This window comes from Demetria terragena DSM 11295, from assembly GCF_000376825.1.
Lineage (GTDB): Bacteria > Actinomycetota > Actinomycetes > Actinomycetales > Dermatophilaceae > Demetria > Demetria terragena.
Genome location: NZ_AQXW01000004.1, coordinates 1639803 through 1660356 on the forward strand (window position 1 = coordinate 1639803; position 20554 = coordinate 1660356).

Consider the following 20554-nt stretch of genomic DNA (forward strand, 5'->3'; position numbering starts at 1 on the left):
ACGAACCGAGGAGTCGCCATGACGACCGAGACGCCCAAGCCTAAGAAGTCCGTCGCACTGTCCGGCGTGGCCGCGGGAAATACCGCGCTGAGCACGGTCGGACGTCACGGCAACGACCTGGCCTACCGCGGCTACGACATCACCGACTTGGCGGAGGCATGCACCTTCGAGGAGGTTGCGCACCTGCTCATCCACGGGACGCTCCCGACGGCCGCCCAGTTGGAGCAATACACCAAGCAGTTGAAGGCATACCGCGGCCTTCCGTTGGCCGTACGCGGCGCACTAGAGGCACTGCCGGCCGCGAGCCACCCCATGGACGTACTACGGACCGGTGTGTCAGTGCTGGGCTGCGCGCTTCCGGAGCAGGAGGACCACAGCGTCGCCGGCGCTCGGGACATCGCCGATCGGCTCGTTGCCTCGCTCGGCTCGATGTTGCTCTACTGGTACCACTGGTCCAACCATGGGCGTCGGATCGACGTCGAGACCGACGACGCGTCCGTGGGCGGGCACTTCCTGCACCTGCTGCACGGCACGCCGCCCTCCGATGAGGCCGTCCGCGCGATGCATACCTCGCTCAATCTGTATGCCGAGCACGAGTTCAACGCCTCGACCTTCACCGGCCGCGTCGTCGCTGGCACCGGCTCGGACATCTACTCCGCGATCACCGCAGCCATTGGCGCGTTGCGCGGACCCAAGCACGGCGGCGCCAACGAGGCAGCCCTCGTTATTCAGCAGCGCTACGACAGCGCCGATGAGGCCGAGGAAGACATCCGTCGCCGCATCGCCGAGCGCGAGGTCGTCATCGGATTCGGCCACCCGGTCTACACGACCTCCGACCCGCGCAACTCGATCATCAAGAACGTTGCGCTCGAGCTGTCCGAGGCCAACCAGGACCGTCGCATGTTCGATGTCGCTGACCGGATCGAGTCGGTGATGATGGAAGAGAAGAAGATGTTCGCCAACCTCGACTGGTTCAGCGCGGTGGGCTATCGGGCGCTGGGCATTCCGACGGCGATGTTCACCCCGTTGTTTGTGATCTCGCGGGTCACCGGCTGGGCGGCGCACGTCGTCGAGCAGCGTTCCGACAACAAGATCATTCGCCCCAGCGCCAACTACATCGGCCCGGACCCCCAGACGTTCGTTCCGCTCGACGCCCGGGTCTAATAGGCCACGCCGCTCTCTCCCCAGCCCAAGACAAAGATTGGCTCCGATGACTGCAGCATCTGACACCTCCGCTCCCACCGGCCGTACGTGGGATGACGTCATCGTCGACATCGTCGACTACGCCCGTGACGCCACGATCGACTCTGACATCGCACTCAACACGGCCCGCAACATCGTGCTCGACGCCATCGGGTGTGGGCTCGAGGCCCTCGAATACCCCGCAGCCGTCAAGATGCTCGGGCCGATCGTGCCGGGGACAACGGTTCCCCACGGCGCGCGAGTGCTCGGGACCTCGTTCGAACTCGACCCGGTGAAGGCGGCGTTCGACAACGGCGCGCTCATTCGCTGGCTCGACTTCAACGACACCTGGCTGGCGGCCGAATGGGGCCACCCCAGCGACAACCTGGGTGGCATCCTGACCGTTGCCGACTGGGTGTCCCGCACCAACGTCGCCGAGGGCAAGGCGCCTTTGACGATGGAGGACGTCGTCATCGGTGTCGTCAAGGCGCACGAGATCCAGGGCGTGCTCGCGTTGGAGAACTCGTTCAACAAGGTGGGCCTCGACCACGTCATCCTGGTGAAGGTCGCCACGACGGCGGTCGTGTCGTCGCTCCTTGGCCTCGACCGAGACCAGACGCTTGCCGCGGTGTCGCAGGCGTTCGTCGATGGGCAGTCGTTGCGCACCTACCGGCACGCGCCCAACGCCGGCAGCCGCAAGAGTTGGGCCGCGGGCGATGCGACGAGCCGCGCCGTACGCCTGGCACTGATCTCCAAGACTGGCGAAATGGGCTACCCGAGCGCGCTCACCGCGCCGACCTGGGGTTTCTACGACGTCAGCTTCGGCGGCAAGCCCTTCACCTTCCAGCGTGAATACGGCAGCTATGTCGCCGAGAACGTGCTGTTCAAGATCAGCTACCCGGCCGAGTTCCACTCCCAGACCGCTGTTGAAGCCGCGCATACTCTCAAGGCCCAGCTCGATGAGGCGGGCAAGAGCGCGGAGGACATCGAATCGGTGAGCATCCGGACGCACGAGGCGTGCATCCGGATCATCGACAAGCAGGGTCCGCTGAACAACCCCGCCGACCGCGACCACTGCATCCAATACATGGTCGCCGTGCCGCTGATCTTTGGTCGCCTGACCGCCGCCGACTACGAGGACGACGTCGCGGCCGACCCTCGCATCGACGCACTGCGCGAGCGCATCACCTGTGTGGAGGACCCGGCCTTCACGACCGACTACCACGACGCCGAAAAGCGCAGCATCGCCAACGCACTCACCGTCACGCTGAAGGACGGCACCGTGCTGGACGAGGTCGTCGTCGAGTACCCGATCGGGCACCGCCGTCGCCGCGAGGAGGGCTGGCCGCTGCTCGAGCAGAAGTTCCGCACCAACTTGGCCCGCCGCTTCGACAGCGCACAGCAGGAAGCCATCCTGGCAGTCTCGCTCGACCACGAAAAGCTCATAAGCACACCGGCGCACGAGTACGTCGACCTGTTTGTCACCGACGACTCGCAGGGGGCGTGAGCACCTGATGTCGACTCGTACAGATCTGCGCGCCCTGACCGAACAGCGTTCTGGCTTGGTCGTCCCCGGGTCGTTCAACGCGTTGTCGGCCAAGGTCATCGCCGACCTCGGCTTCCAGGCGACCTATGTCACCGGTGCGGGCGTCACCAACATGTCGCTCGGCCTGCCCGACCAGGGCTTCATGGGCCTGGCCGAGATCGCCGAGCACACCGGCCGCATCCGGGATGCGGTCGACCTTCCGCTGTTGGTCGATGCTGACACCGGGTTCGGCAACGCGCTTAATGTGCGGCACGCGGTCAAGGTGCTCGAACGCGCCGGCGCCGACTGCATCCAGCTCGAAGACCAGGTCAATCCCAAGCGGTGCGGCCACTTCGACGGCAAGGCCGTGGTGTCCAGTGAAGAAGCGGTCAGCAAGGTCAAGGCTGCGGTGGAGGCGCGTACCGACCAGGATTTGATGATCATGGCCCGCACCGACGCGGCTGCGGTCGACGGCTTCGATGCTGCGGTGGAGCGTGCCCGCGCCTTCGGTGAGGCTGGCGCCGACATCCTGTTCGTGGAAGCGATCAAGGACCGGGAACAGTTGCTGGCATTGCCGGGCCTGCTCGACAAGCCGCTCATCGCCAATTTGGTGATCGGCGGCAAGACCCCGATCGTTTCGGCCGCCGAACTAGGCGAGGCGGGATACGCCATCGTGCTCTACGCCAACGCCGCCCTGCAGGGCGCGGTACATGGCATGCAGGGCGCCCTGACCGCACTGCGCGACAACGGCCAGATCACCGAAGATGACAACCTGGTGATCCCGTTCGCGGAGCGTCAGCGACTCGTCGACAAGGACGCCTGGGACGCGCTCGACCAGCGCTACAGCAGCTGATTGGTCCCGATTTCATCGGACCCGACCACTGCGGGTATCGTGTGCTCTCGCGCCCTGTGGGGCGTGAGACGGGGTGTGGCGCAGCTTGGTAGCGCGCTTCGTTCGGGACGAAGAGGTCGCAGGTTCAAATCCTGTCACCCCGACCGTCTGAAACGGCCTCTGACCTGCGAAAACGCGGGTCAGAGGCCGTTTTGTTTTGAGGTGTGGCCTGATCCTGCCTCTGGTGGTGCAACCGCGGTCCATTGAGCGCGCTTGCACCACCAACTCCTCATTCACGAGACGTGTGAGTTCGCTCCCATCGAGAGACTCGTCAGCACTGTCCGAGACAAGAGTGCTCCGACGCCCAGCTTTGACGACGGTCTCGCTGCTCTCGTGCTGGCCGAGGCAGCCATGAGGTCGGCCACCACCGGCGCGACCGTGTCTTTACCAGCCACAGGACGCGGCGCCTCGAGCCGAGCGTTGACCTAGCTGACCTCCAACCTTCACCTCTTTGATGGGTGACTGTCGTGGGAACCTTGAGCGTGACCACCTGGATCAGAGGGACAGCCCAAGTCGTGTTGGCGGGCTTTTTGCTCTTCGCGGGACTAGCGCATCTCACCTTTGCACGCACCGAGTTCTACGCACAGATACCACCGTGGATGCCCGGCGATGCCGACTTCATCGTCGTCGCCTCGGGGGTCATCGAAATCATCGCTGGCGCTGCCGTACTGCTGTCTTGGCGCAATCCGACTCGGGCCTGGGCTGGGTGGGCCGTCGCCGCACTCTTCGTCGCGGTCTTTCCAGGGAACATCAGCCAGTTCGTCGAGCAGCGCGACGCGTTCGGCCTGACCACGGACTCGGGCCGGGCCATCCGTCTGCTGTTCCAGCCGCTGCTCATAGCCTGGGCACTGTGGTGCACGGGTGCGTGGACGTGGTGGCGCCGACGCCAGGCTGCGACCGCCGCAGACCCACAGGCCAGTGGTAAATCCGGATAGGCGACGCGAGTTCGCTCGTCGTGCAGATCAGTGATGACCCACGCCCGGGCGCTCATGGGTCTGGTGCTGGCCCGCACCAGCCGACAGACGGCGTATGGGGCGCAAGCTCGCTCGTAGTCCGCCAGCCACTGTCGATCGGCCCAACTGCCCATGGCTTTAATCCGCGGGTCGAGGGTTCGAATCCCTCCGGGCCCACTGCAGGTCAGGCCGGAGAAGTTTCCTCTAGGGGAAGGTCTCCAGGTCGGTGTTGACAGCAGCTTTGACAGCAACGCGGCTGTCCGGACGCAACGGTTTATTGTGCTGACAGCAACGCACGGTGAGCTTGCCGAGCGACAGGCGGACACCAACGGAGGTGCCATCCTCATGGCAGCAACACCAAGCAAGCCCGGCGCACTCACCCTCGATCAAGTTCACGAGGTGATGTCCGAGCTCTCCCGTCAGCGGCCAGTGTTTCACTCAGAAGCCGACTTCCAGCATGCCTTCGCGCAGCTGCTCGTGAAAATGCACACGAGCCTCAACGCCCGCCTGGAGATCCCGTACAGGGTCATCGGTTCATCGGATCTCGGCCCGCGCACCGTCGTTGATCTCTTCTGCAGCGACGCCGCTGGAGGCGGGCTCACTGCGATTGAGTTCAAGTACAAGACGCGGAGATGGTCCGGAAGCGTCGACGGGGAAGACGTTCAACTCCTGCACCACTCCGCAGCAGACCTCGGCCGCAGGTACTTCGTCAACGACGTCTCTCGCCTTGAGCGTTGGTCCCAAACAGATGGTGGCACCGCCTTCGTCATCTTCCTGACGAACGACGAATCGTACTGGTCTGCTCCCACCAGACGCCATCCGACCAACGACGCTGCCTTTCGGATACATGAAGGCGTGGAGCTGGCCGGCGAACTCCGGTGGGCGAACGACATGTACCCGGGAAACACCCGCACGCTCAGGGGACGCTTCCCGATGCTGTGGAGTGAGTTCTCGAACCTCAGCGACTACGGCAGCGGACAGACGAAAGGCAACCAGTTCCGCTATGTCGTCGCGGCTGTCGACGGTTGAGTGAGACCTTAAGGCGATGGAGTGGACCAGGGAAGGCCTCGAGGGCGACGGCTTCAGTGGCTTCGTGCGTTTTGGTGATCTGCTGGGAGCAGAGGTCCCGGCGGTGCCGGGGGTGTACGCCGTCGTTCGACAGCCCGTTGGCGAACCCGAGTTCCTACTGAGCAGCTCCGGCGGACGGTTCAAGGGGGAGGACCCAAGCGTCTCCCGTGAGCGACTTGATGCCGAGTGGGTTCCAGGCTCGGAGGTCGTCTACATCGGCAAAGCATCTGGTGGTGCAACTGGTCGACGAGGTCTGCGCAAGCGGCTCGACGAGTTCCGTCGCTTTGGACATGGCGAGCCGGTCGGGCACAAGGGTGGTCGTCTCATCTGGCAGCTCGAGGAGAGCGACACTTTGCTCGTTTGCTGGAAAGAGACTGCCGTGGAGCCGGCGCTCGTCGAGAGTGCGATGCTCCGTAAGTTCACGACCGAGTTCGGACGCCTACCGTTCGCGAACCTCCGCAACTAGAAGCGCGATTTCGGTCCTGTAGCGCGGTTGCCGATCAGTTTCGAATGAGGCGGAAGGTCACCCCACATGGATTTGTCGGGGGAGATCAGCGTTCATCGCCGCGTGCGAGAGCCCGTGGAGGAGCCAGTCGCCGGAAGCTTCCGGTTGTCATGCGAGGAATCGGGGTCATCGGGGAGGCGGTGTGCATGTCAGTCCGGCAGGAGCGGAACGGAGGGACCAAGTTCGCGGCCCACCAAGGTCCCGCGGGTCAATGCCCCGGAACCAAAGCGATCGCGTACCTGATCGACCGATGCGTCCAGTGCCCCGGTGTCGGGCTCCCCCACCGGCAGGATGAGTTGCCCGGCGTCGTAGTCCAAGTTGCCGAGCGCCACACCCAACAGCGTGATTCCGCGCTCCTCAATCATGGGCATCGCGGCCCGCAGGAGATCCCGCCCACTGCGCAACACCTCCTCGGTGCGGTCCGTCGGATGCCACTGGGTATGCGAGCGCGTGACCCGGGTGAAGTCATCGAAGCGCAGCCGCAGGGTCACCGTACGGGTCGTACGCTCCGCTGTTCTGAGCCGCCGACACACTCGATCGCACAAACCAGCAAGCACCCCGTCCAGTTCCGCCGCGCTACGCCGACGCCGCCCTAACGCCGACTGCGCACCGATCGACCGGCGCTGGGTGCGCGCGCGCACCGGCCGCGGGTCAACCCCCAGCGCAAGTCCATGCAGGTGGCGGCCAGCCGACGGACCGAGCAACTCCACCAGCCGCGCTTCGGGGAGGTCGGCAATCTGCCGCACGACGCGTACGTCAGCCGCGTGCAATTTCGCGGCCGTCACCTTGCCGACACCCCAAAGACGTTCGACCGGCAACGGGTGCAGGAAGTCGAGCTCGTGGTCAGGCTCCACGACCAGCAGCCCATCGGGTTTGGCCGAGGCGCTGGCAACCTTCGCCAGGAACTTTGTACGCGCCACTCCCACCGAGATCGGCAGCCCGACCCGCTCAGCGACATTCGTGCGCAGAGCATGTGCGATCTGCTCCGGCGTCCCCGAAATACGCCGCAGGCCACCGACGTCGAGGAACGCCTCGTCGATCGACAAGGCCTCCACGATCGGCGTCGTGTCGTGGAAGACCTCGAACACCGCCTTGCTCGCCGCGGAGTAGGCCGACATCCGCGGCCGAACCACGACAGCCTGCGGGCACAGTTGAAGTGCCTGGCGCCCGCCCATCGCGGTGCGTACCCCAAAGGCCTTGGCTTCATAGCTCGCCGCCAGCACCACACCGCCGCCCACAATCACCGGGCGCCCCTGAAGCGAGAAGTCATCACGCTGCTCGACGGAGGCATAGAACGAGTCGAGATCAGCGTGCAAGATCGTCGCGTCGCCGGGCATAGGCGCAGCCTTCCACCGAGGTAGGACATGCGCGCCCCAAGCGAGTGCCGTACGCGGTCGACTCAGGGCCCGGAGCCTCCCCCGCCGTCAACGCCGCCACCGCCCCCGTCAAAGCCTCCGCCGTCAAACCCCCCGCCACCTATCCCTCCACCGTCGCCGCTACCGCCGTGCGATCCGGCGTCCAAGACACCGGGGAGGTCGCCCGGCGGACCAGAATGTCCGGCCGTTCCTGCTACGACGCTGTCCAGGCTCAAGCCGTCCTCCCCGCCACATCCTTCGATCAGGTCGTCGCACATGTCCACCGGCCCGCCGGCGGGCAGCGTCGACCCGCCGACATAGAGCATGGCCAACGACGTCGGTGTCATCGAAGGCTGAACCAGGTTGCGCTTATCCATCTCTGGCAGCGCCTTGGCGTCGAGCGGTGCCCAGTCCAGTCGCCCTCGCCAGGCATCCTCGAGGTCGAAGGCCACGAGCCACGCCAACAGTTCGGGCTCCGGCGGGCGTCCGCCCGGCGAGACACTGCCCGCGCCGACAGCGAGGAGGTGGGCACGCCACCCGAGGCACTGGATCGTCAACGCGGTGCCCTCGGCGGTGCGTCCCGCTCTGGATCGGCGGGAGACCAGAGCGAGTATGACCACCGCGGCCAGCCCGAAGATCCCACCGAACAACACTTGACCGAATAACGTCGGCGCCATGATTACCGCAGCGGGCACGAAGAGCCAGACCGGCGCAGACTCGCGAGGACGCCACCAACGCCGCCCACGTGCGCGCAGAATTTCCTGAGCGACTTCCCGCAACGGGGTCTTCAGGTCGTCGTACAGGCTCCTCAGCGGAACACCTTGCGGATGTCCAGCGGTCGCGGCCACGACCGCTGCTTGCGCGGTGGTCAGTCCGGAGCGACCACCGGCGAGCAGTCGCTTCGAGCCATCCGACCCGGTCACCAACTCCAGCGCCCCACGGCCGACCATGTCCAGCACGAACGCCGAAAGATCACGGCGCTGCACTCGCCCGGACAGGATCAATCCGACCTCGGCCGGACTGACGCCTTCGGGCGGCTGGACTCGCACGGGGATCTGAGCGAGCGCCACGCGCGAGTGTCCCAACCGGACGGGTGAGCGGTCGCGTTCGGCCCATCGGACCAGCTGTCCAGGCGACCCGTCGGTCCACCACTCGTGACGGGCCGGTCGGCGAGTCCAGATCAGCCACGTGAGGGCCGCCAACAGCAGACCGCCCAAGATCAAACCGACGCTCGCGATCATGTCCATGCCGAGGCCCTCCTGCCCGTCCAGTCACCACCCAGCATGCCGTGCTCCGCAATCCAGTGCCAGGTCTGACGTCGGGAGCCCACTGTTTCGCGCCGGAGCGGGTTGCGACATATGGGCAGCGTGAGTGACGTCGACCTGGCAGGCTCATGCCATGAAGAGCACTATGCAGACACCGCCCCTGCTCATTTCCTCGCTCCTGCGCTTTGGCACCACGGTGCACGCGAAGAGCAAGGTCCACACCTGGACCGGTGACGGCGCGCGCACCACGACCTTTGGTGAGGTTGGCGTCCAGGGTGCGCAACTCGCGCACGCCTTGCGCAGGCTCGGGATCACCGGTGACCAGCGCGTTGCGACGTTCATGTGGAACAACGCCGAACACCTCGCCGCCTATCTCGCGATCCCCTCCATGGGAGCGGTGTTGCACGCGCTCAACATTCGTCTCTTCCCCGAGCAGTTGATCTATACGGCACGTCACGGCGGCAGTGAGATCGTCATCGTCGACAACACGCTCGCAGAGCCCTTCGGCAAGCTTCTCGCTCACCTCCCAGAGATTCGCCACGTCATCGTCAATGGACCGATCCCTGACGACGTACGCGCCGCGCTGGCCGAACCAGAGCATGTCGAGGGAGTGCACGACTACCTCGAACTCATTGCCAACGAACCGCACGAGTTCGACTGGCCGACTGATATCGACGAAAACGACGCCTCCTCGATGTGCTACACCTCCGGCACCACGGGCAAGCCCAAGGGCGTGGCGTACTCACATCGCAGCAACTACACCCACGCGATGGGATGCGCTGTGTCGCTTGGCTTTTCGGCCGAGGACACCACGCTGGTCGTCGTGCCACTCTTCCACGCCAACGCGTGGGGCTTCCCCTACATCTCGATGGTGACCGGCAGTTCTCTGGTGATGCCCGACCGATTCCTGCAGCCGGAGCCGCTGGCGCAGATGATGGCCGAGTTGAAGGTCACCTGCGGGTCAGGCGTGCCGACCATCTGGAATGGACTACTGCAGCACCTGGATTCGGCCGGAGGCGATGTGTCGAGTTGCCGCATCCTGATGTCAGGCGGGTCCGCGTGTCCGCCGGCGCTCATGACATCGTTCAAGGAGCGCTACGACGTGGACATGATTCAGGGTTGGGGCATGACCGAGATCTCGCCGGTCGGGAGCCTGTCATTCCCGCCCGCGCACACCGAACCGGGCTCAGAAGACGACTGGAGTCACCGCAGGAGCCAGGGCAAGATCCTGCCCGGCATCGAGGCGCGCCTCGTGGGCGACGATGGTGTCCAACCGTGGAACGGTGAAGCGGTCGGGGAGTTGGAGATTCGCGGCCCGTGGGTAACCGGCTCCTACTACTCCAACGGCAGCGAGACCGACGAAGAACTCGCAGATATGGAGTCGAAATTCGACGACGGCTGGCTGCGTACCGGCGACGTCGGAACGATGACCGAAACCGGCTACATCAGGCTGTCCGACCGCTCCAAGGACGTCATCAAATCCGGTGGCGAATGGATCAGTTCGGTCGACCTGGAGAACGCGATCATGGGCCACCCGGCCGTAGCCGAGGCATCGGTCGTCGGCGTACCTGACCCGAAGTGGGAAGAGCGCCCGTTGGCCACCGTGGTCATCAAGGAGGGCCAGGAAGCCACTATGGCCGAGTTGCGGGACTATCTCTCGGACAAGGTCGCAAAGTGGCAGATCCCCGAGCGGTGGGCGCTTATCGAAGAGGTGCCCAAGACCAGCGTCGGCAAGTTCGACAAGAAGTTGCTACGCCAGCGTTACGCCGACGGAGAGCTGGACGTCCAGCAGCCATCGTGAGCGCCGTGGCGCGGAGTGGACCGCTCAGCCTTGAACCCGGGCCCCGCGCCCGGACCACTCCGCGTCACGCAGCTTGAATTTCTGGATCTTGCCAGTGGAGGTCTTCGGAAGTTCTTCAACGACCTCGACCGCGCGCGGCGCTTTGTAGCGTGCGATCTGCTGCTGCACGTGGTTGATGAGTTCGTCCTCAGCCACCTGAGCCCCGGCCTTGACCGTGACAAACCCCTTCGGACGCTCGCCCCACTTCTCATCCGGTACGCCAACGACCGCCACCTCCAACACCGCCGGGTGGCTCATCAGGGCCTGCTCGACCTCGACCGTGGAGATGTTCTCGCCGCCGGAGATAATGACGTCCTTGGCGCGGTCTCGGATCTGTAGGTAGCCGTCGGGGTGCATCACCGCGACATCGCCAGAGTGAAACCAGCCGCCTTCGAACGCCGTTGCCGTCGCCTCGTCGTCGCGGTAATAGCCGAGCATGACGTTGTCGCCGCGCATGACGATCTCACCGAGGGTTTCCCCGTCTGCTGGTACGTCCTTCATATCGGAATCGACGACGCGGGCGGTCTCTGCAGTGATCATTCCCACGCCTTGGCGGGACATCAGCCGGGAACGCTCCGTGGCGTCGATCTCCGCCCACTCCGGCTGGAACTCGCACACCGTGTAGGGGCCATACGTCTCGGTGAGCCCATAGACGTGCACCACCTCGAAGCCCATGTCGTGCACTTGAGCGAGCGTGGTCGGGCTCGGCGGTGCGCCCGCAGTGGTAATGAGCACCGGCCGTTCCAAATCACCAGCGCCTTCAGTGTTGAGGATCGTGGTGATGACGGTCGGCGCAGCATTGAGATGGGTCACGCCGTGGTCGCGGATCGCCGCCCAGATCGCGTCGCCGCGCACTTCGGGCAGGCATACGTGCGTGCCACCGATCGCCGTAATCGCCCATGGCGTGCACCACCCGTTGCAGTGGAACATCGGCAACGTCCACAGGTAAATCGTCTGCGTCGAGTGTCGTGAGTGCAGCAACTCGCTCAGTGAGTTGAGATGGGCGCCCCGATGGCTGTAGACCACGCCTTTGGGTCGGCCGGTCGTGCCTGAGGTGTAGTTGATCGAGATCGGCGCGAGCTCGTCCTCGACCCTCCAGTCGAGGTCGGGCACGTCCTCGCCTGGCGCGTAATCGTCGAAGGACTGCCAGCCATCGCGTTCCTCTCGGATCATGATCCGCGTGAGGTCCAGCCCATCGGTCGCGGCATCAACGAGGTCGTACGTTGCCGGCCCGGCCACGACGATCTTGGCGCCGGAATGCTCCACGATGTAGCGCACCTCCGGCGGCGCCAGTCGGGTGTTGACTGCGACGAGGACGCCTCCAGCAAGAGGGACGGCGAAGTGCGCCATGAGCATCTCGGTGATGTTGGGCAAGACGAAGGCCACTCGGTCGCCTGCCTGAACTCCCATCTGGTGCAACGACTTCGCCATCCGCTGCACACCCTGGCCGAGGTCGGCGTACGTCAACCGCTGGTCGCCGTCGATCACGGCGGTCTTGGTTGGCCATACCCGGGCCGAACGTTCCAGATAGGACAGCGGAGTCAGTGGCGTAGTCGAGACAGCGTTCATGGCCCCAGCCTAGGGGGGCACGCGCATCGAGTAGGGGCAAATGAGGGGTGTTTGCGGATCAACACCCCTCATTTTTCCCTAGTCGACTCCGGGTAGGTCACGGAGCGAGCCTCGGTTATGTTGTGGCTATAGTTGGTTATAAGAATCTAGCCACAGGAGTCCCCATGAACGTCGGCGTACGCGAACTCAGAGACACCTTGAGCCGACGCCTCGCCGAGGTTCGAGAAGGACACACGATCACCGTGACCGATCACGGTCGCGCCGTGGCCCGGATCGTGCCGGTTGACGGGCCCACCCGCCTGGAGCAGCTCATCGCCGAAGGCCTGGCGCGCCCGGCGAACACGTCGAAGCAGCAGGCCCCCCCGCCGATCCGCACCCAGGGCACCGTGAGCGACCTCATCGACGACCAGCGCCGTTGATCGTCTACCTCGACACCTCGGCAATTGTCCCGCTTCTCGTCGCTGAACCGGGAAGCACAGCATGCCAAAGACTTTGGAATGACGCCGACATAGTTGCGTCCAGCCGGATCGCGTACGTAGAGGCTGCTGCGGCACTCGCCCAAGCCGAACGATTGGAACGGCTAACCCCCAGCGAACACGATGCTGCACGCTCACTCTTGGACCAGGTGTGGGACGAAGTCGCAGTCATCAACGTCGACGCAGCGGTAACTCGCCATGCTGCGCGGATCGCGCGAACCATGGCGCTACGCGGGTACGACGCCGTGCACTGTGCCTCCGCGGAACTCCTCGCGAGCGATGAGTTAGTCGCCGCCACCGGCGACCACCGACTCCTTCAGGCATGGCGCGACCTGGGTCTTGCCACGTACGACACCGCGACGCTCGCGGGGCCATCGACTAGGGACAAATGAGGGGTGTTGGCGGGTCAACACCCCTCATTTGTCCCTGGTCGATGGCGACTCGCGCTAGCTACTCCTGCGCGATCGCTTCGGCGATCTGAATCATGTTGAGGGCCGCGCCCTTGCGCAGGTTGTCGGTGCATACGAAGAGCTCGAGTGAGCGCGGGAAGTCGGGGCTGCTGCGGATACGCCCGACGAAGGTCGGGTCGGATCCGGCGACGTCGACGGGGTTGGGCCAGTCCTCGTTTTCAGGATCGTCCAACACCACGACCGAGTTCATGCCCTCCATGAGAGTCTGGCGCGCCTCGTCGGCGCTGATCTTTCGCTCGAAGGTGGCATGCACCGACAGCGAGTGCGCAGTCAATACGGGCACCCAGACCGTGGTGGCCGCCATGCGCAACTCCGGCAGCCCAAGCACCTTGCGCGCCTCACGTCGCATGCGCGCCTCTTGTTGCGACCAACCCTCGGAGTCGAGCTCGCTTGTGACCGGGACGACGTTCGCGGCGACCGGGGCTGGGAACGGCGACACCGTGTCGAGGTCAAGCAAGTGACGAATATCCCCTGGCGTCAATCCAATTGAACGCTGCCCGGCAAGTGAATCGGTCTCCGCCACCAGTTGAGCCGTACCAGCGTCGCCATAACCCGACACGGCCTGCATCGCGGTGACGATCGCCCGATTCAGACCCCACCCTTGGTGTAAGGGGCCGAGCGCAGTCAAGAAGGCCGTGGACGACGCGCTCGGACTGGCGACGATCCCCCGGGGGCGGTGGTGGATCTGCGCGGGATTGACCTCTGGAACCACCAGGGGAACGTCCTCGGCAGCACGGAACGTCGGCGAGCAATCGACCGCGGGCACCCCCGCGGCAACAGCCATCTCGGCAACGCTCTCGGCGACATCGTCGGGCACTGCAATGATCGCCACGTCGGCACCGGCGAACAACTCTGGTGAGACGGCTCTCGTCACGAGCTCTTGGCCGTACGCCGAAACCCGTTGGCCAACGTGCCGACTCGACGCGGCGAGGCGTATCTCACCCCACACCAGACTCCGCGTTCCGAGAGCCTGCAGGACCGCTCGACCGACTGCGCCGCTCGAGCCAACGATCACCAGCGTGGGGCCGTCGACCATCCTGGTCACCCCTCCGTGGCGAGAAGTTCTGCGATCTGAACGGTGTTGAGGGCTGCGCCCTTTCGCAGGTTGTCGTTGCTCACGAACAACACCAGGCCCTTGTTGTCGGGCACCGATTGGTCCTGTCGGATGCGTCCGACAAAGGACGGGTCGGCGCCGGCGGCCTTCAACGGGGTAGGCACTTCGTCGATCTCGACTCCTGGCGCAGCGGCCAGGATCTCGCGCGCCTGGTCGGCCGTGATGGCCTGATCAAATTCGGCGTGGATGGCGAGCGAGTGACCGGTAAAGACCGGAACACGTACGCACGTGCCAGCAACCCGCAGATCAGGCAGGTCGAGAATCTTGCGCGACTCGTGCCGCAACTTTTGTTCCTCATCGGTCTCACCCGAGCCGTCGTCGACAATCGACCCGGCCAAAGCAAGGACGTTGTAGGCGATGGGCTCGACGTATGCCTGTGGCTGCCCAAGGTCGACCGCGCTGCCGTCGTGCGCGAGGCCTTCCATCTGGTCGGCGCCGCTGCGCACCTGATATGCGAGTTCTTCGACGCCTTTAAGACCAGACCCTGAAACCGCTTGGTACGTCGCGACATTCAGCCGTTGCAGCCCGGCCGCCGCCGCGAGCGGCTTGAGCACCGGCATGGCCGCCATCGTGGTGCAGTTGGGGTTGGCGATGATGCCCTTCGGGCGGTTCGCGGCAGCATCGGGGTTGACCTCCGACACCACGAGCGGCACCTCGGGGTCGCGGCGCCAAGCGGAAGAATTGTCGATGACCGTGACGCCTGCCGCAGCGAACCTCGGTGCGAGCGCCTTAGAGGTGGAACCACCTGCGGAGAAGATCGCGATGTCCAGTCCCGCCGGGTCAGCCGACTCTGCGTCCTCGATCGTGACGTCCCGGTCCTGCCAGGTAATCGTCTTCCCGGCGGAGCGGGACGAGGCAAAGAGCCTCAAGTCACCGACGGGGAAGTTGCGCTCGGCCAGCAGCCGCAGCACGACGCCACCGACCTGACCTGTGGCGCCCACAACGCCGACGTTGAGAGTGTCGTTGCTCATCGTCCAGAACCTCCATAAACCACGGCCTCGCCATCACTGGAGTCGAGCCCGAATGCGGTGTGTACGGCGCGTACGGCCTCGTCGAGTTGATCATCCCGCGTGACGACCGACACCCGAATCTCCGAGGTCGAGATCATGTCGATATTGATTCCCGCGTCCGCGAGCGCCTGGAACAACGTGGCGCTCACCCCGGGGTGGCTGCGCATACCCGAGCCGACCAACGACAGCTTGCCGATCTGGTCCTCGAACTGCAGTGAGCCGAAGTCGATATCGTCCTTGGCACGCTGCAGAGCCTGCACGGCCCGCTGTGCGTCTGCCTTGGGACACGTGAACGAGATGTCGGTTGTGCCCGTGCCGATGGCCGACACGTTCTGCACGATCATGTCGATGTTGATCTCGGCACTGGCCACCGCATTGAAGACCTGCGCGGCCTTTCCCGGCAGGTCTGCCACGCCAACCACCGTGATCTTGGCTTCGCCTCGGTCGTGCGCGACTCCGGCGATGATCGGGGCTTCCATGTCGTCTCCTTCGGACTGCGAGGGCGGGAGCACCCAGGTGCCCTCGTGGTGGCTGAACGATGACCGCACGTGAATTGGTAGATCAAAGCGGCGCGCGTATTCGACGCAGCGAAGCATGAGGACCTTGGCGCCAGAGGCGGCCATCTCCTGCATCTCTTCGTTGCTGATCCGGCTCACCTTCTGCGCCGAGGGCACGATCCGCGGATCCGCGGTGAAGATCCCGTCGACATCGGTATAGATCTCGCACACATCGGCCTTGAGCGCGGCGGCCAGAGCGACAGCGGTCGTATCGGAGCCCCCACGACCGAGCGTCGTGATCTCCTTGGTTCCCTCGCTCATGCCCTGGAAACCGGCGACGATCACGATGTGGCCAGCGTCCAGCGCGCCCTGAATGCGTCCGGGCGTGACATCGATGATCCGGGCCTTGCCGTGGACGTCATCGGTGATCACGCCGGCCTGCGACCCGGTGAAGCTGCGGGCCGAGTCGCCGAAGTTGGCGATCGCCGTACTGACCAGCGCCATGGAGATGCGCTCCCCGGCGGTCAGCAGCATGTCCATCTCGCGCTCCGGCGGCGACGGGCTGACCTGCGCGGCCAGGTCGAGCAACTCGTCGGTGGTGTCTCCCATGGCCGACACCACGACACACACCGAGTTTCCGGCCTTCTTGGTCTCGATGATGCGGCGCGCGACTCGCTTGATGCTGTCGGCGTTGGCGAGGGACGATCCGCCGTACTTTTGGACGATCAGGCTCACGTGGGCGCTCTCAAGTAGTTCGGGAGAGGGAACCCTTATTCTAGGTCCCGTCCCGCTTTGCGAGACTTCGGGGGACCAGATGGCGGGACATCGCGGGATCTGCCAGGCGCCGCCACGCCGTCAGGCTTGCGTACGCACCGCAACCCGCCACGGGACATCCGGCAGCCGACGAACCTGTGCCTTCGGGGGTACGCGCTTCATGAGCGAGCCGACCAGCCACTTCCCCGATGTCGACAGCACCACCCGGTCTTCGTCGGACAGGACGACGAACTCGGCGACGTCGCCAGCGAGTTCACTCAGCACCAACTGCTCCAGCTTGGTCACTGCCAAATCACCACCCGCGACTCCGACGAAGCGACCCTCGGCTTCGATGGGTGCAGACATCGTGAACACGTAGCGATCGGTGCCGTGGACATCGACATATGGGCCTGCGATGCCGGGCTGGCCCGTGCGGCGTACGTTCACAAACCACTCAGCGGACAGGTAGTCATAGAACCCCATGCTGCTGCGGTTGAGGTCGAACTCCAACCGTCGGGGCTTGTCGCCCCCATCATGCTGCCACCACTCCAGGAACAACTCGGCATCTTCGACGGCCTCCGGAGCCACGACCACCCCGAGACCCAACTGAATCGCGCCCTTCTCCCCCAGCCGGGTCGCCACCAGGTCCCGCAACGGCGCTAGGGCGGAACGAGGCACTGGCAGGCCCTCTTCAGCGACGCTGCGCGCCAACGCGTTACGTACCTCGTGCACCGGGGCGAAGGCGCGCTCTACGACACCGTGCACCACGTCTGCGACCCGGTCCGCCACCTCACTCTTCATCATGGCTGCCCGCCTCCTGTCGACTGAGACTCATTCGCTGATTCACTAGCGCCCGCACGGAGGCCTCCACCGTTCGCTCGACGAGGTCCCGCGCGGTCGCACCGTCGCGCCGCTCAATGGCCTTAACGGTCGCGCGGTGGCCCCGAACGGCGGCGCGAAACTCTTGAGTCGGTCGATTCACACCGAACGACACTTGCCCCAATTCAGTCTGCAGTTCGATCTCTTGTTGAGTCAGGCGCAAAGACTGGGCCGCGACTGCGAGGCCGATCATGAAACGCCCTTCGGAGCGCCGCTGCTGGAGGTGGTCCTCAGCGCTGGCGAGCTGGTCCAGTAGGTCACGGAGCCGGTCGAGATCGCGCGCCCCCGCGCGCTCGGCAGCCAGCCGAGCGGACGTGCCTGCTACGGCCATCCGCAAGTCGCCCAGGGTGCGCAACTCTGGCGTTCCGATTTCGGTGAGGCGCGACCTCGCCAAGGTCCGCAATGCTGCCTCGTCCGCACGCACTGAGGTGCCACCCCCGCGCCCTCGACGAGTTTCGAGAAGTCCGCGAGCCCGCATGTCGGCGAGCGCGTCGCGAAGAGTCACGGTGGAGACGTTGAGGGAAGCCGCGAGCGCAGACTCCGGGGGCAACTGCTCACCGTCCTCGAGGATGCCCAACGCGATCGCACTCGCGAGTCGACGCACGACAACCACCCCGCGCCCCACCCCGTCGTCGACAGGCGCGAACACCGCTTGCCGGGCATCGCCGGTCAACATCCGCACGTCATGCACCTCCTGATCGCCAGAGATTAGCGCGAACACCTTCCATAAAACCCTTGCCCATTGAACTATGAAGTCATAGGTTTCAAGTGCCGACCAGATCATGGCGGAATCTACTGAGGTCGAATGTTCACAGGGTGGCATTCGGCTTGGCGACCACGGTGGGTTTGTGTCCCCCTGCCCTGGGGCACGAGCCCACCGTGAAACTTCGTCGACAACCGGCCGAGTTAGCTGACGCTCAAGGATGTAGCGCGTCGAACTCCGCGTCTGCGACGGTGTCTTCATCGGCATCGAGCCGAACGTGACCCATGATCGTCAGCACCGCGCGTAATGCCGCACTGGCGCGTACGCCCCACTCGGATAGGTAGGAAAACTGCCACCACCACATGGCCTCGACCGGGCGGCCGCGTTCGTAGTGGGCAAGACCGTGCTCCAGCGCTGACACGATTCCCGTGAGGTCATCACTCACCGACCCGCGCCCGACCTCGACCGAGGTCAAGGGATCAATCAAGTCGGCGTAATCGTCTAGCCCCTCAAGGACATTCGCAAGGGATGTACGCAGCGCATCCTGGTCGTCCTCGCGGCCGGGATCAGGCTCGAAGCGCTCGACAGGAAGCACGTCTTGGATCGCGCCGAGGCGAGCGCCGGTGACCTGCACCTGGCTCAGCACCAACAACAGCAACGGCAGCGACTCCGGGCCAGCTCCAGAGGCAATGCCTCGAACGGCTCCAATGAAGTCAACGGCGTCTCGCGCCGTCTCCTCGGCGAGGGTCTTCAGGTCATCGCGTGGATCCGTGTCCTGTTCAGGCATGCATCAACCTCCGCCCCTCGAATGCCCGGCCGAGAGTCACCTCGTCGGCGTATTCCAGATCGCCGCCGACCGGGAGGCCGCTGGCGAGTCGACTGACTTTCAGTCCCATCGGCGAAACCAGCCGGTTGAGATAGGAGGCCGTGGCCTCGCCCGTCAGGTTGGGATTAGTCGCCACGATCAGTTCGCCGATACGGCCATCGGAGAGCCGCTTGACCAGTTCGGTGATCCGCAGGTCGTCGGGTCCAATGCCGTCGATGGGACTGATTGCCCCACCGAGTACGTGGTAGCGCCCCTTGAACTCGTGCGTGCGTTCGATGGCGTTGACGTCCTTCGAGTCCTCGACTACGCAGATCTGAGTGCCGTCGCGCTCGGGGTCCAGGCAAATGCGGCACTGCTCGGACTCGGCGACGTTGAAGCAGGTCTCGCAGAAGCGCACCTTGTCCTTGACAATCGTCAGTACCTCGGTAAGCCGCTGAACGTCAGCCGGATCGGTCTGCAACAGGTGGAAGGCGATGCGCTGCGCCCCGCGCGGCCCGATGCCGGGCAGCCGGGTCAGTTCATCGATCAGGTCCTGGACCACACCTTCATACACATCTGTGAGGGTAGTCCCTGCGCCGAAAATGCTGGCTGCCGACGCGACCGTGGTCCTAAGTTAGCGGTACTCCGGGTTGGCAAACCCAAAGTGCGTGCCGTCGTCCCAAGCCGTCCGCACATTGCCATAGGTCGGCATACCGCCCGCCGCTTTGAGCATCGCTGCAGCGTGCATGAGGTTGTAGGTCATGAAGGTCGTGTTGCGGTTGGTGAAGTCGTTCTGCGGTCCGCCGGAGCCTTCGTCCAAGTAGGACGGGCCAGGTCCCGCTTCGCCAATCCAGCCTGCGTCGGCCTGCGGCGGGATCAGGTAGCCGACGTGTTGCATGCTGTAGAGCACATTCATCGCGCAGTGCTTGATGCCATCTTCGTTTCCGGTGAACAGGGCGCCGCCCACCTTGCCGTAGTAGGCGTACTGCCCGGCGGCGTTGAGTTCGCCCGAGTTTGAATAGAGCCGTTCGATGACCTTCTTCATCTCGGAACTGTTGTCTCCCAACCAGATCGGGCCCGCCAGCACAAGGATGTCCGCCGCCATGATTCGCTCAGACAACTGCGGCCACTCGTCGGTCGCCCAACCATGCTCAGTCATGTCGGGGTAGACGCCACTCGCGATGTCATGATCAACCGCGCGAATCACGTCGACCTGTACGCCGCGCGAGCGCATGAGGTCGGCGCTCGCGTTCACCAGGCCGTCGGTATGACTGGGCTCGGGCGAGCGTTTCAAGGTCGCGTTGATGAAGACTGCGCTGAGTCCGTCGAAGCGGGGTCCCTCAGGGGTGGAAGTCATCGATTACTCCGTTTCACCAGACGTCGGATTGAATATCAGGCAAGGCCCGAATTCACCTCAAGGAGACCATCATGACTGCCTCGATCAACGCCGCTGACGTCACGGTCTACTGGCGACCAGGCTGCCCGTTCTGCATGGCGCTCCGAGCGAGCCTGAAGACGGCACGTATCGACGCGACCTGGATCAACATCTGGGAGGACGAGGAGGCCGCCGACGTCGTTCGGGCGGCGAACAACGGCAACGAGACTGTCCCGACTGTTGTCGTCGGCGACCAGACCATGACCAACCCATCGTTGGGCCAGGTCAAGAAGGCACTCGCCGCCTCGGCAGGCTGAG

Annotated in this window: 21 protein-coding genes and 1 tRNA gene; 11 read left to right on the forward strand and 11 right to left on the reverse strand. The window is 64.7% G+C overall.

Annotated elements, in window-relative coordinates:
- Positions 1–18: 18 nt before the first annotated feature.
- The 7 genes from prpC (at position 19) to F562_RS0112205 (ending at position 6086) form a co-directional block, all read left to right on the forward strand.
- Positions 19–1164 carry a bifunctional 2-methylcitrate synthase/citrate synthase gene (prpC, locus tag F562_RS0112170; RefSeq protein WP_018157245.1) on the forward strand — a complete coding sequence of 382 codons (1146 nt, stop codon included), beginning with the start codon at positions 19–21 and terminating at the stop codon, positions 1162–1164.
- 46 nt (positions 1165–1210) lie between these two features.
- Positions 1211–2689, forward strand: coding sequence for a bifunctional 2-methylcitrate dehydratase/aconitate hydratase (locus F562_RS0112175; RefSeq protein WP_018157246.1), 1479 nt, complete (start codon positions 1211–1213; stop codon positions 2687–2689).
- Positions 2690–2696: 7 nt separating this feature from the next.
- The gene (locus tag F562_RS0112180) at positions 2697–3560 is read left to right on the forward strand and encodes an isocitrate lyase/PEP mutase family protein (protein WP_018157247.1); all 864 of its coding nucleotides are present in this window, start codon (positions 2697–2699) and stop codon (positions 3558–3560) included.
- 69 nt (positions 3561–3629) lie between these two features.
- A tRNA-Pro gene (locus tag F562_RS0112185) sits at positions 3630–3703 on the forward strand.
- A gap of 363 nt (positions 3704–4066) precedes the next feature.
- Positions 4067–4534 (forward strand): DoxX family protein, encoded by a 468-nt coding sequence (locus F562_RS0112195; protein WP_018157249.1) that lies wholly within the window; start codon positions 4067–4069, stop codon positions 4532–4534.
- A gap of 363 nt (positions 4535–4897) precedes the next feature.
- Positions 4898–5581, forward strand: coding sequence for a hypothetical protein (locus tag F562_RS19020; protein WP_156822640.1), 684 nt, complete (start codon positions 4898–4900; stop codon positions 5579–5581).
- 16 nt (positions 5582–5597) lie between these two features.
- Positions 5598–6086, forward strand: coding sequence for a hypothetical protein (locus F562_RS0112205; protein ID WP_018157251.1), 489 nt, complete (start codon positions 5598–5600; stop codon positions 6084–6086).
- Between the two features lie 188 nt (positions 6087–6274).
- On the opposite strand, the gene dinB is transcribed toward F562_RS0112205, so the two are convergent.
- A complete protein-coding gene (dinB, locus tag F562_RS0112210; protein ID WP_018157252.1) occupies positions 6275–7462 on the reverse strand; it encodes a DNA polymerase IV in 1188 nt (395 codons plus the stop codon).
- Positions 7463–7524: 62 nt separating this feature from the next.
- Complete coding sequence (locus F562_RS20245; RefSeq protein ID WP_051080168.1) at positions 7525–8727, reverse strand: DUF2207 family protein; 1203 nt, start codon at positions 8725–8727, stop codon at positions 7525–7527.
- Positions 8728–8878: 151 nt separating this feature from the next.
- Here F562_RS20245 and F562_RS0112220 point away from each other — a divergent pair, with 151 nt between their 5' ends.
- Positions 8879–10546, forward strand: a complete 1668-nt coding sequence (locus F562_RS0112220) for a long-chain fatty acid--CoA ligase (RefSeq protein ID WP_026181237.1) — start codon at positions 8879–8881, stop codon at positions 10544–10546.
- A 24-nt stretch (positions 10547–10570) separates the two neighbouring features.
- Here the strand turns inward: F562_RS0112220 and F562_RS0112225 are convergent, their stop codons facing one another.
- Complete coding sequence (locus F562_RS0112225) at positions 10571–12154, reverse strand: acyl--CoA ligase family protein (protein WP_018157254.1); 1584 nt, start codon at positions 12152–12154, stop codon at positions 10571–10573.
- 164 nt (positions 12155–12318) lie between these two features.
- Between F562_RS0112225 and F562_RS0112230 the strand changes: the two genes are divergently transcribed.
- Entirely contained in the window at positions 12319–12573 is a 255-nt protein-coding gene (locus tag F562_RS0112230) for a type II toxin-antitoxin system Phd/YefM family antitoxin (protein ID WP_018157255.1), read from the forward strand.
- Positions 12570–13022, forward strand: coding sequence for a type II toxin-antitoxin system VapC family toxin (locus F562_RS0112235; protein ID WP_018157256.1), 453 nt, complete (start codon positions 12570–12572; stop codon positions 13020–13022). The genes F562_RS0112230 and F562_RS0112235 overlap by 4 nt, the downstream gene beginning before the upstream one ends.
- A 58-nt stretch (positions 13023–13080) precedes the next feature.
- Here the strand turns inward: F562_RS0112235 and F562_RS0112240 are convergent, their stop codons facing one another.
- From F562_RS0112240 to F562_RS0112275, 8 genes are all read right to left on the reverse strand, one after another.
- Positions 13081–14136 (reverse strand): aspartate-semialdehyde dehydrogenase, encoded by a 1056-nt coding sequence (locus F562_RS0112240; protein WP_018157257.1) that lies wholly within the window; start codon positions 14134–14136, stop codon positions 13081–13083.
- A gap of 5 nt (positions 14137–14141) precedes the next feature.
- Positions 14142–15185, reverse strand: coding sequence for an aspartate-semialdehyde dehydrogenase (locus tag F562_RS0112245; RefSeq protein ID WP_018157258.1), 1044 nt, complete (start codon positions 15183–15185; stop codon positions 14142–14144).
- Positions 15182–16456, reverse strand: a complete 1275-nt coding sequence (locus F562_RS0112250) for an aspartate kinase (protein ID WP_018157259.1) — start codon at positions 16454–16456, stop codon at positions 15182–15184. Before F562_RS0112250 ends, F562_RS0112245 begins: the two co-directional genes overlap by 4 nt.
- 120 nt (positions 16457–16576) lie before the next feature.
- Positions 16577–17278 carry a cache domain-containing protein gene (locus F562_RS19030; RefSeq protein ID WP_051080169.1) on the reverse strand — a complete coding sequence of 234 codons (702 nt, stop codon included), beginning with the start codon at positions 17276–17278 and terminating at the stop codon, positions 16577–16579.
- On the reverse strand, positions 17265–18137 hold the full coding sequence (locus tag F562_RS0112260) for a FadR/GntR family transcriptional regulator (protein WP_211206453.1): 873 nt from the start codon (positions 18135–18137) through the stop codon (positions 17265–17267). Before F562_RS0112260 ends, F562_RS19030 begins: the two co-directional genes overlap by 14 nt.
- Before the next feature lie 133 nt (positions 18138–18270).
- Positions 18271–18843: a DUF5063 domain-containing protein gene (locus tag F562_RS0112265; RefSeq protein ID WP_018157262.1), complete on the reverse strand. Its 573-nt coding sequence runs from the start codon at positions 18841–18843 to the stop codon at positions 18271–18273.
- Positions 18836–19435, reverse strand: coding sequence for a recombination mediator RecR (gene recR / locus F562_RS0112270; RefSeq protein ID WP_026181239.1), 600 nt, complete (start codon positions 19433–19435; stop codon positions 18836–18838). The genes F562_RS0112265 and recR overlap by 8 nt, the downstream gene beginning before the upstream one ends.
- 60 nt (positions 19436–19495) lie before the next feature.
- Positions 19496–20218, reverse strand: a complete 723-nt coding sequence (locus F562_RS0112275) for a flavodoxin family protein (protein WP_018157264.1) — start codon at positions 20216–20218, stop codon at positions 19496–19498.
- 71 nt (positions 20219–20289) lie between these two features.
- On the opposite strand from F562_RS0112275, the gene F562_RS0112280 reads away from it, so the two are divergent.
- A complete protein-coding gene (locus tag F562_RS0112280) occupies positions 20290–20553 on the forward strand; it encodes a glutaredoxin family protein (RefSeq protein WP_018157265.1) in 264 nt (87 codons plus the stop codon).
- Position 20554: the final 1 nt, after the last annotated feature.

Excerpts from the sequence above, each read along its gene's own strand:
- prpC (WP_018157245.1), top strand. The coding sequence starts at position 19 with ATGACGACCGAGACGCCCAAGCCTAAGAAGTCCGTCGCACTGTCCGGC.
- F562_RS0112175 (WP_018157246.1), top strand. The coding sequence starts at position 1,211 with ATGACTGCAGCATCTGACACCTCCGCTCCCACCGGCCGTACGTGGGAT.
- F562_RS0112180 (WP_018157247.1), top strand. The coding sequence starts at position 2,697 with ATGTCGACTCGTACAGATCTGCGCGCCCTGACCGAACAGCGTTCTGGC.
- F562_RS19020 (WP_156822640.1), top strand. The coding sequence starts at position 4,898 with ATGGCAGCAACACCAAGCAAGCCCGGCGCACTCACCCTCGATCAAGTT.
- F562_RS0112205 (WP_018157251.1), top strand. The coding sequence starts at position 5,598 with ATGGAGTGGACCAGGGAAGGCCTCGAGGGCGACGGCTTCAGTGGCTTC.
- dinB (WP_018157252.1), bottom strand. The coding sequence starts at position 7,462 with ATGCCCGGCGACGCGACGATCTTGCACGCTGATCTCGACTCGTTCTAT.
- F562_RS20245 (WP_051080168.1), bottom strand. The coding sequence starts at position 8,727 with ATGGACATGATCGCGAGCGTCGGTTTGATCTTGGGCGGTCTGCTGTTG.
- F562_RS0112220 (WP_026181237.1), top strand. The coding sequence starts at position 8,879 with ATGAAGAGCACTATGCAGACACCGCCCCTGCTCATTTCCTCGCTCCTG.
- F562_RS0112225 (WP_018157254.1), bottom strand. The coding sequence starts at position 12,154 with ATGAACGCTGTCTCGACTACGCCACTGACTCCGCTGTCCTATCTGGAA.
- F562_RS0112230 (WP_018157255.1), top strand. The coding sequence starts at position 12,319 with ATGAACGTCGGCGTACGCGAACTCAGAGACACCTTGAGCCGACGCCTC.
- F562_RS0112240 (WP_018157257.1), bottom strand. The coding sequence starts at position 14,136 with ATGGTCGACGGCCCCACGCTGGTGATCGTTGGCTCGAGCGGCGCAGTC.
- F562_RS0112245 (WP_018157258.1), bottom strand. The coding sequence starts at position 15,185 with ATGAGCAACGACACTCTCAACGTCGGCGTTGTGGGCGCCACAGGTCAG.
- F562_RS19030 (WP_051080169.1), bottom strand. The coding sequence starts at position 17,278 with ATGATGAAGAGTGAGGTGGCGGACCGGGTCGCAGACGTGGTGCACGGT.
- F562_RS0112260 (WP_211206453.1), bottom strand. The coding sequence starts at position 18,137 with ATGATCTGGTCGGCACTTGAAACCTATGACTTCATAGTTCAATGGGCA.
- F562_RS0112265 (WP_018157262.1), bottom strand. The coding sequence starts at position 18,843 with ATGCCTGAACAGGACACGGATCCACGCGATGACCTGAAGACCCTCGCC.
- F562_RS0112275 (WP_018157264.1), bottom strand. The coding sequence starts at position 20,218 with ATGACTTCCACCCCTGAGGGACCCCGCTTCGACGGACTCAGCGCAGTC.
- F562_RS0112280 (WP_018157265.1), top strand. The coding sequence starts at position 20,290 with ATGACTGCCTCGATCAACGCCGCTGACGTCACGGTCTACTGGCGACCA.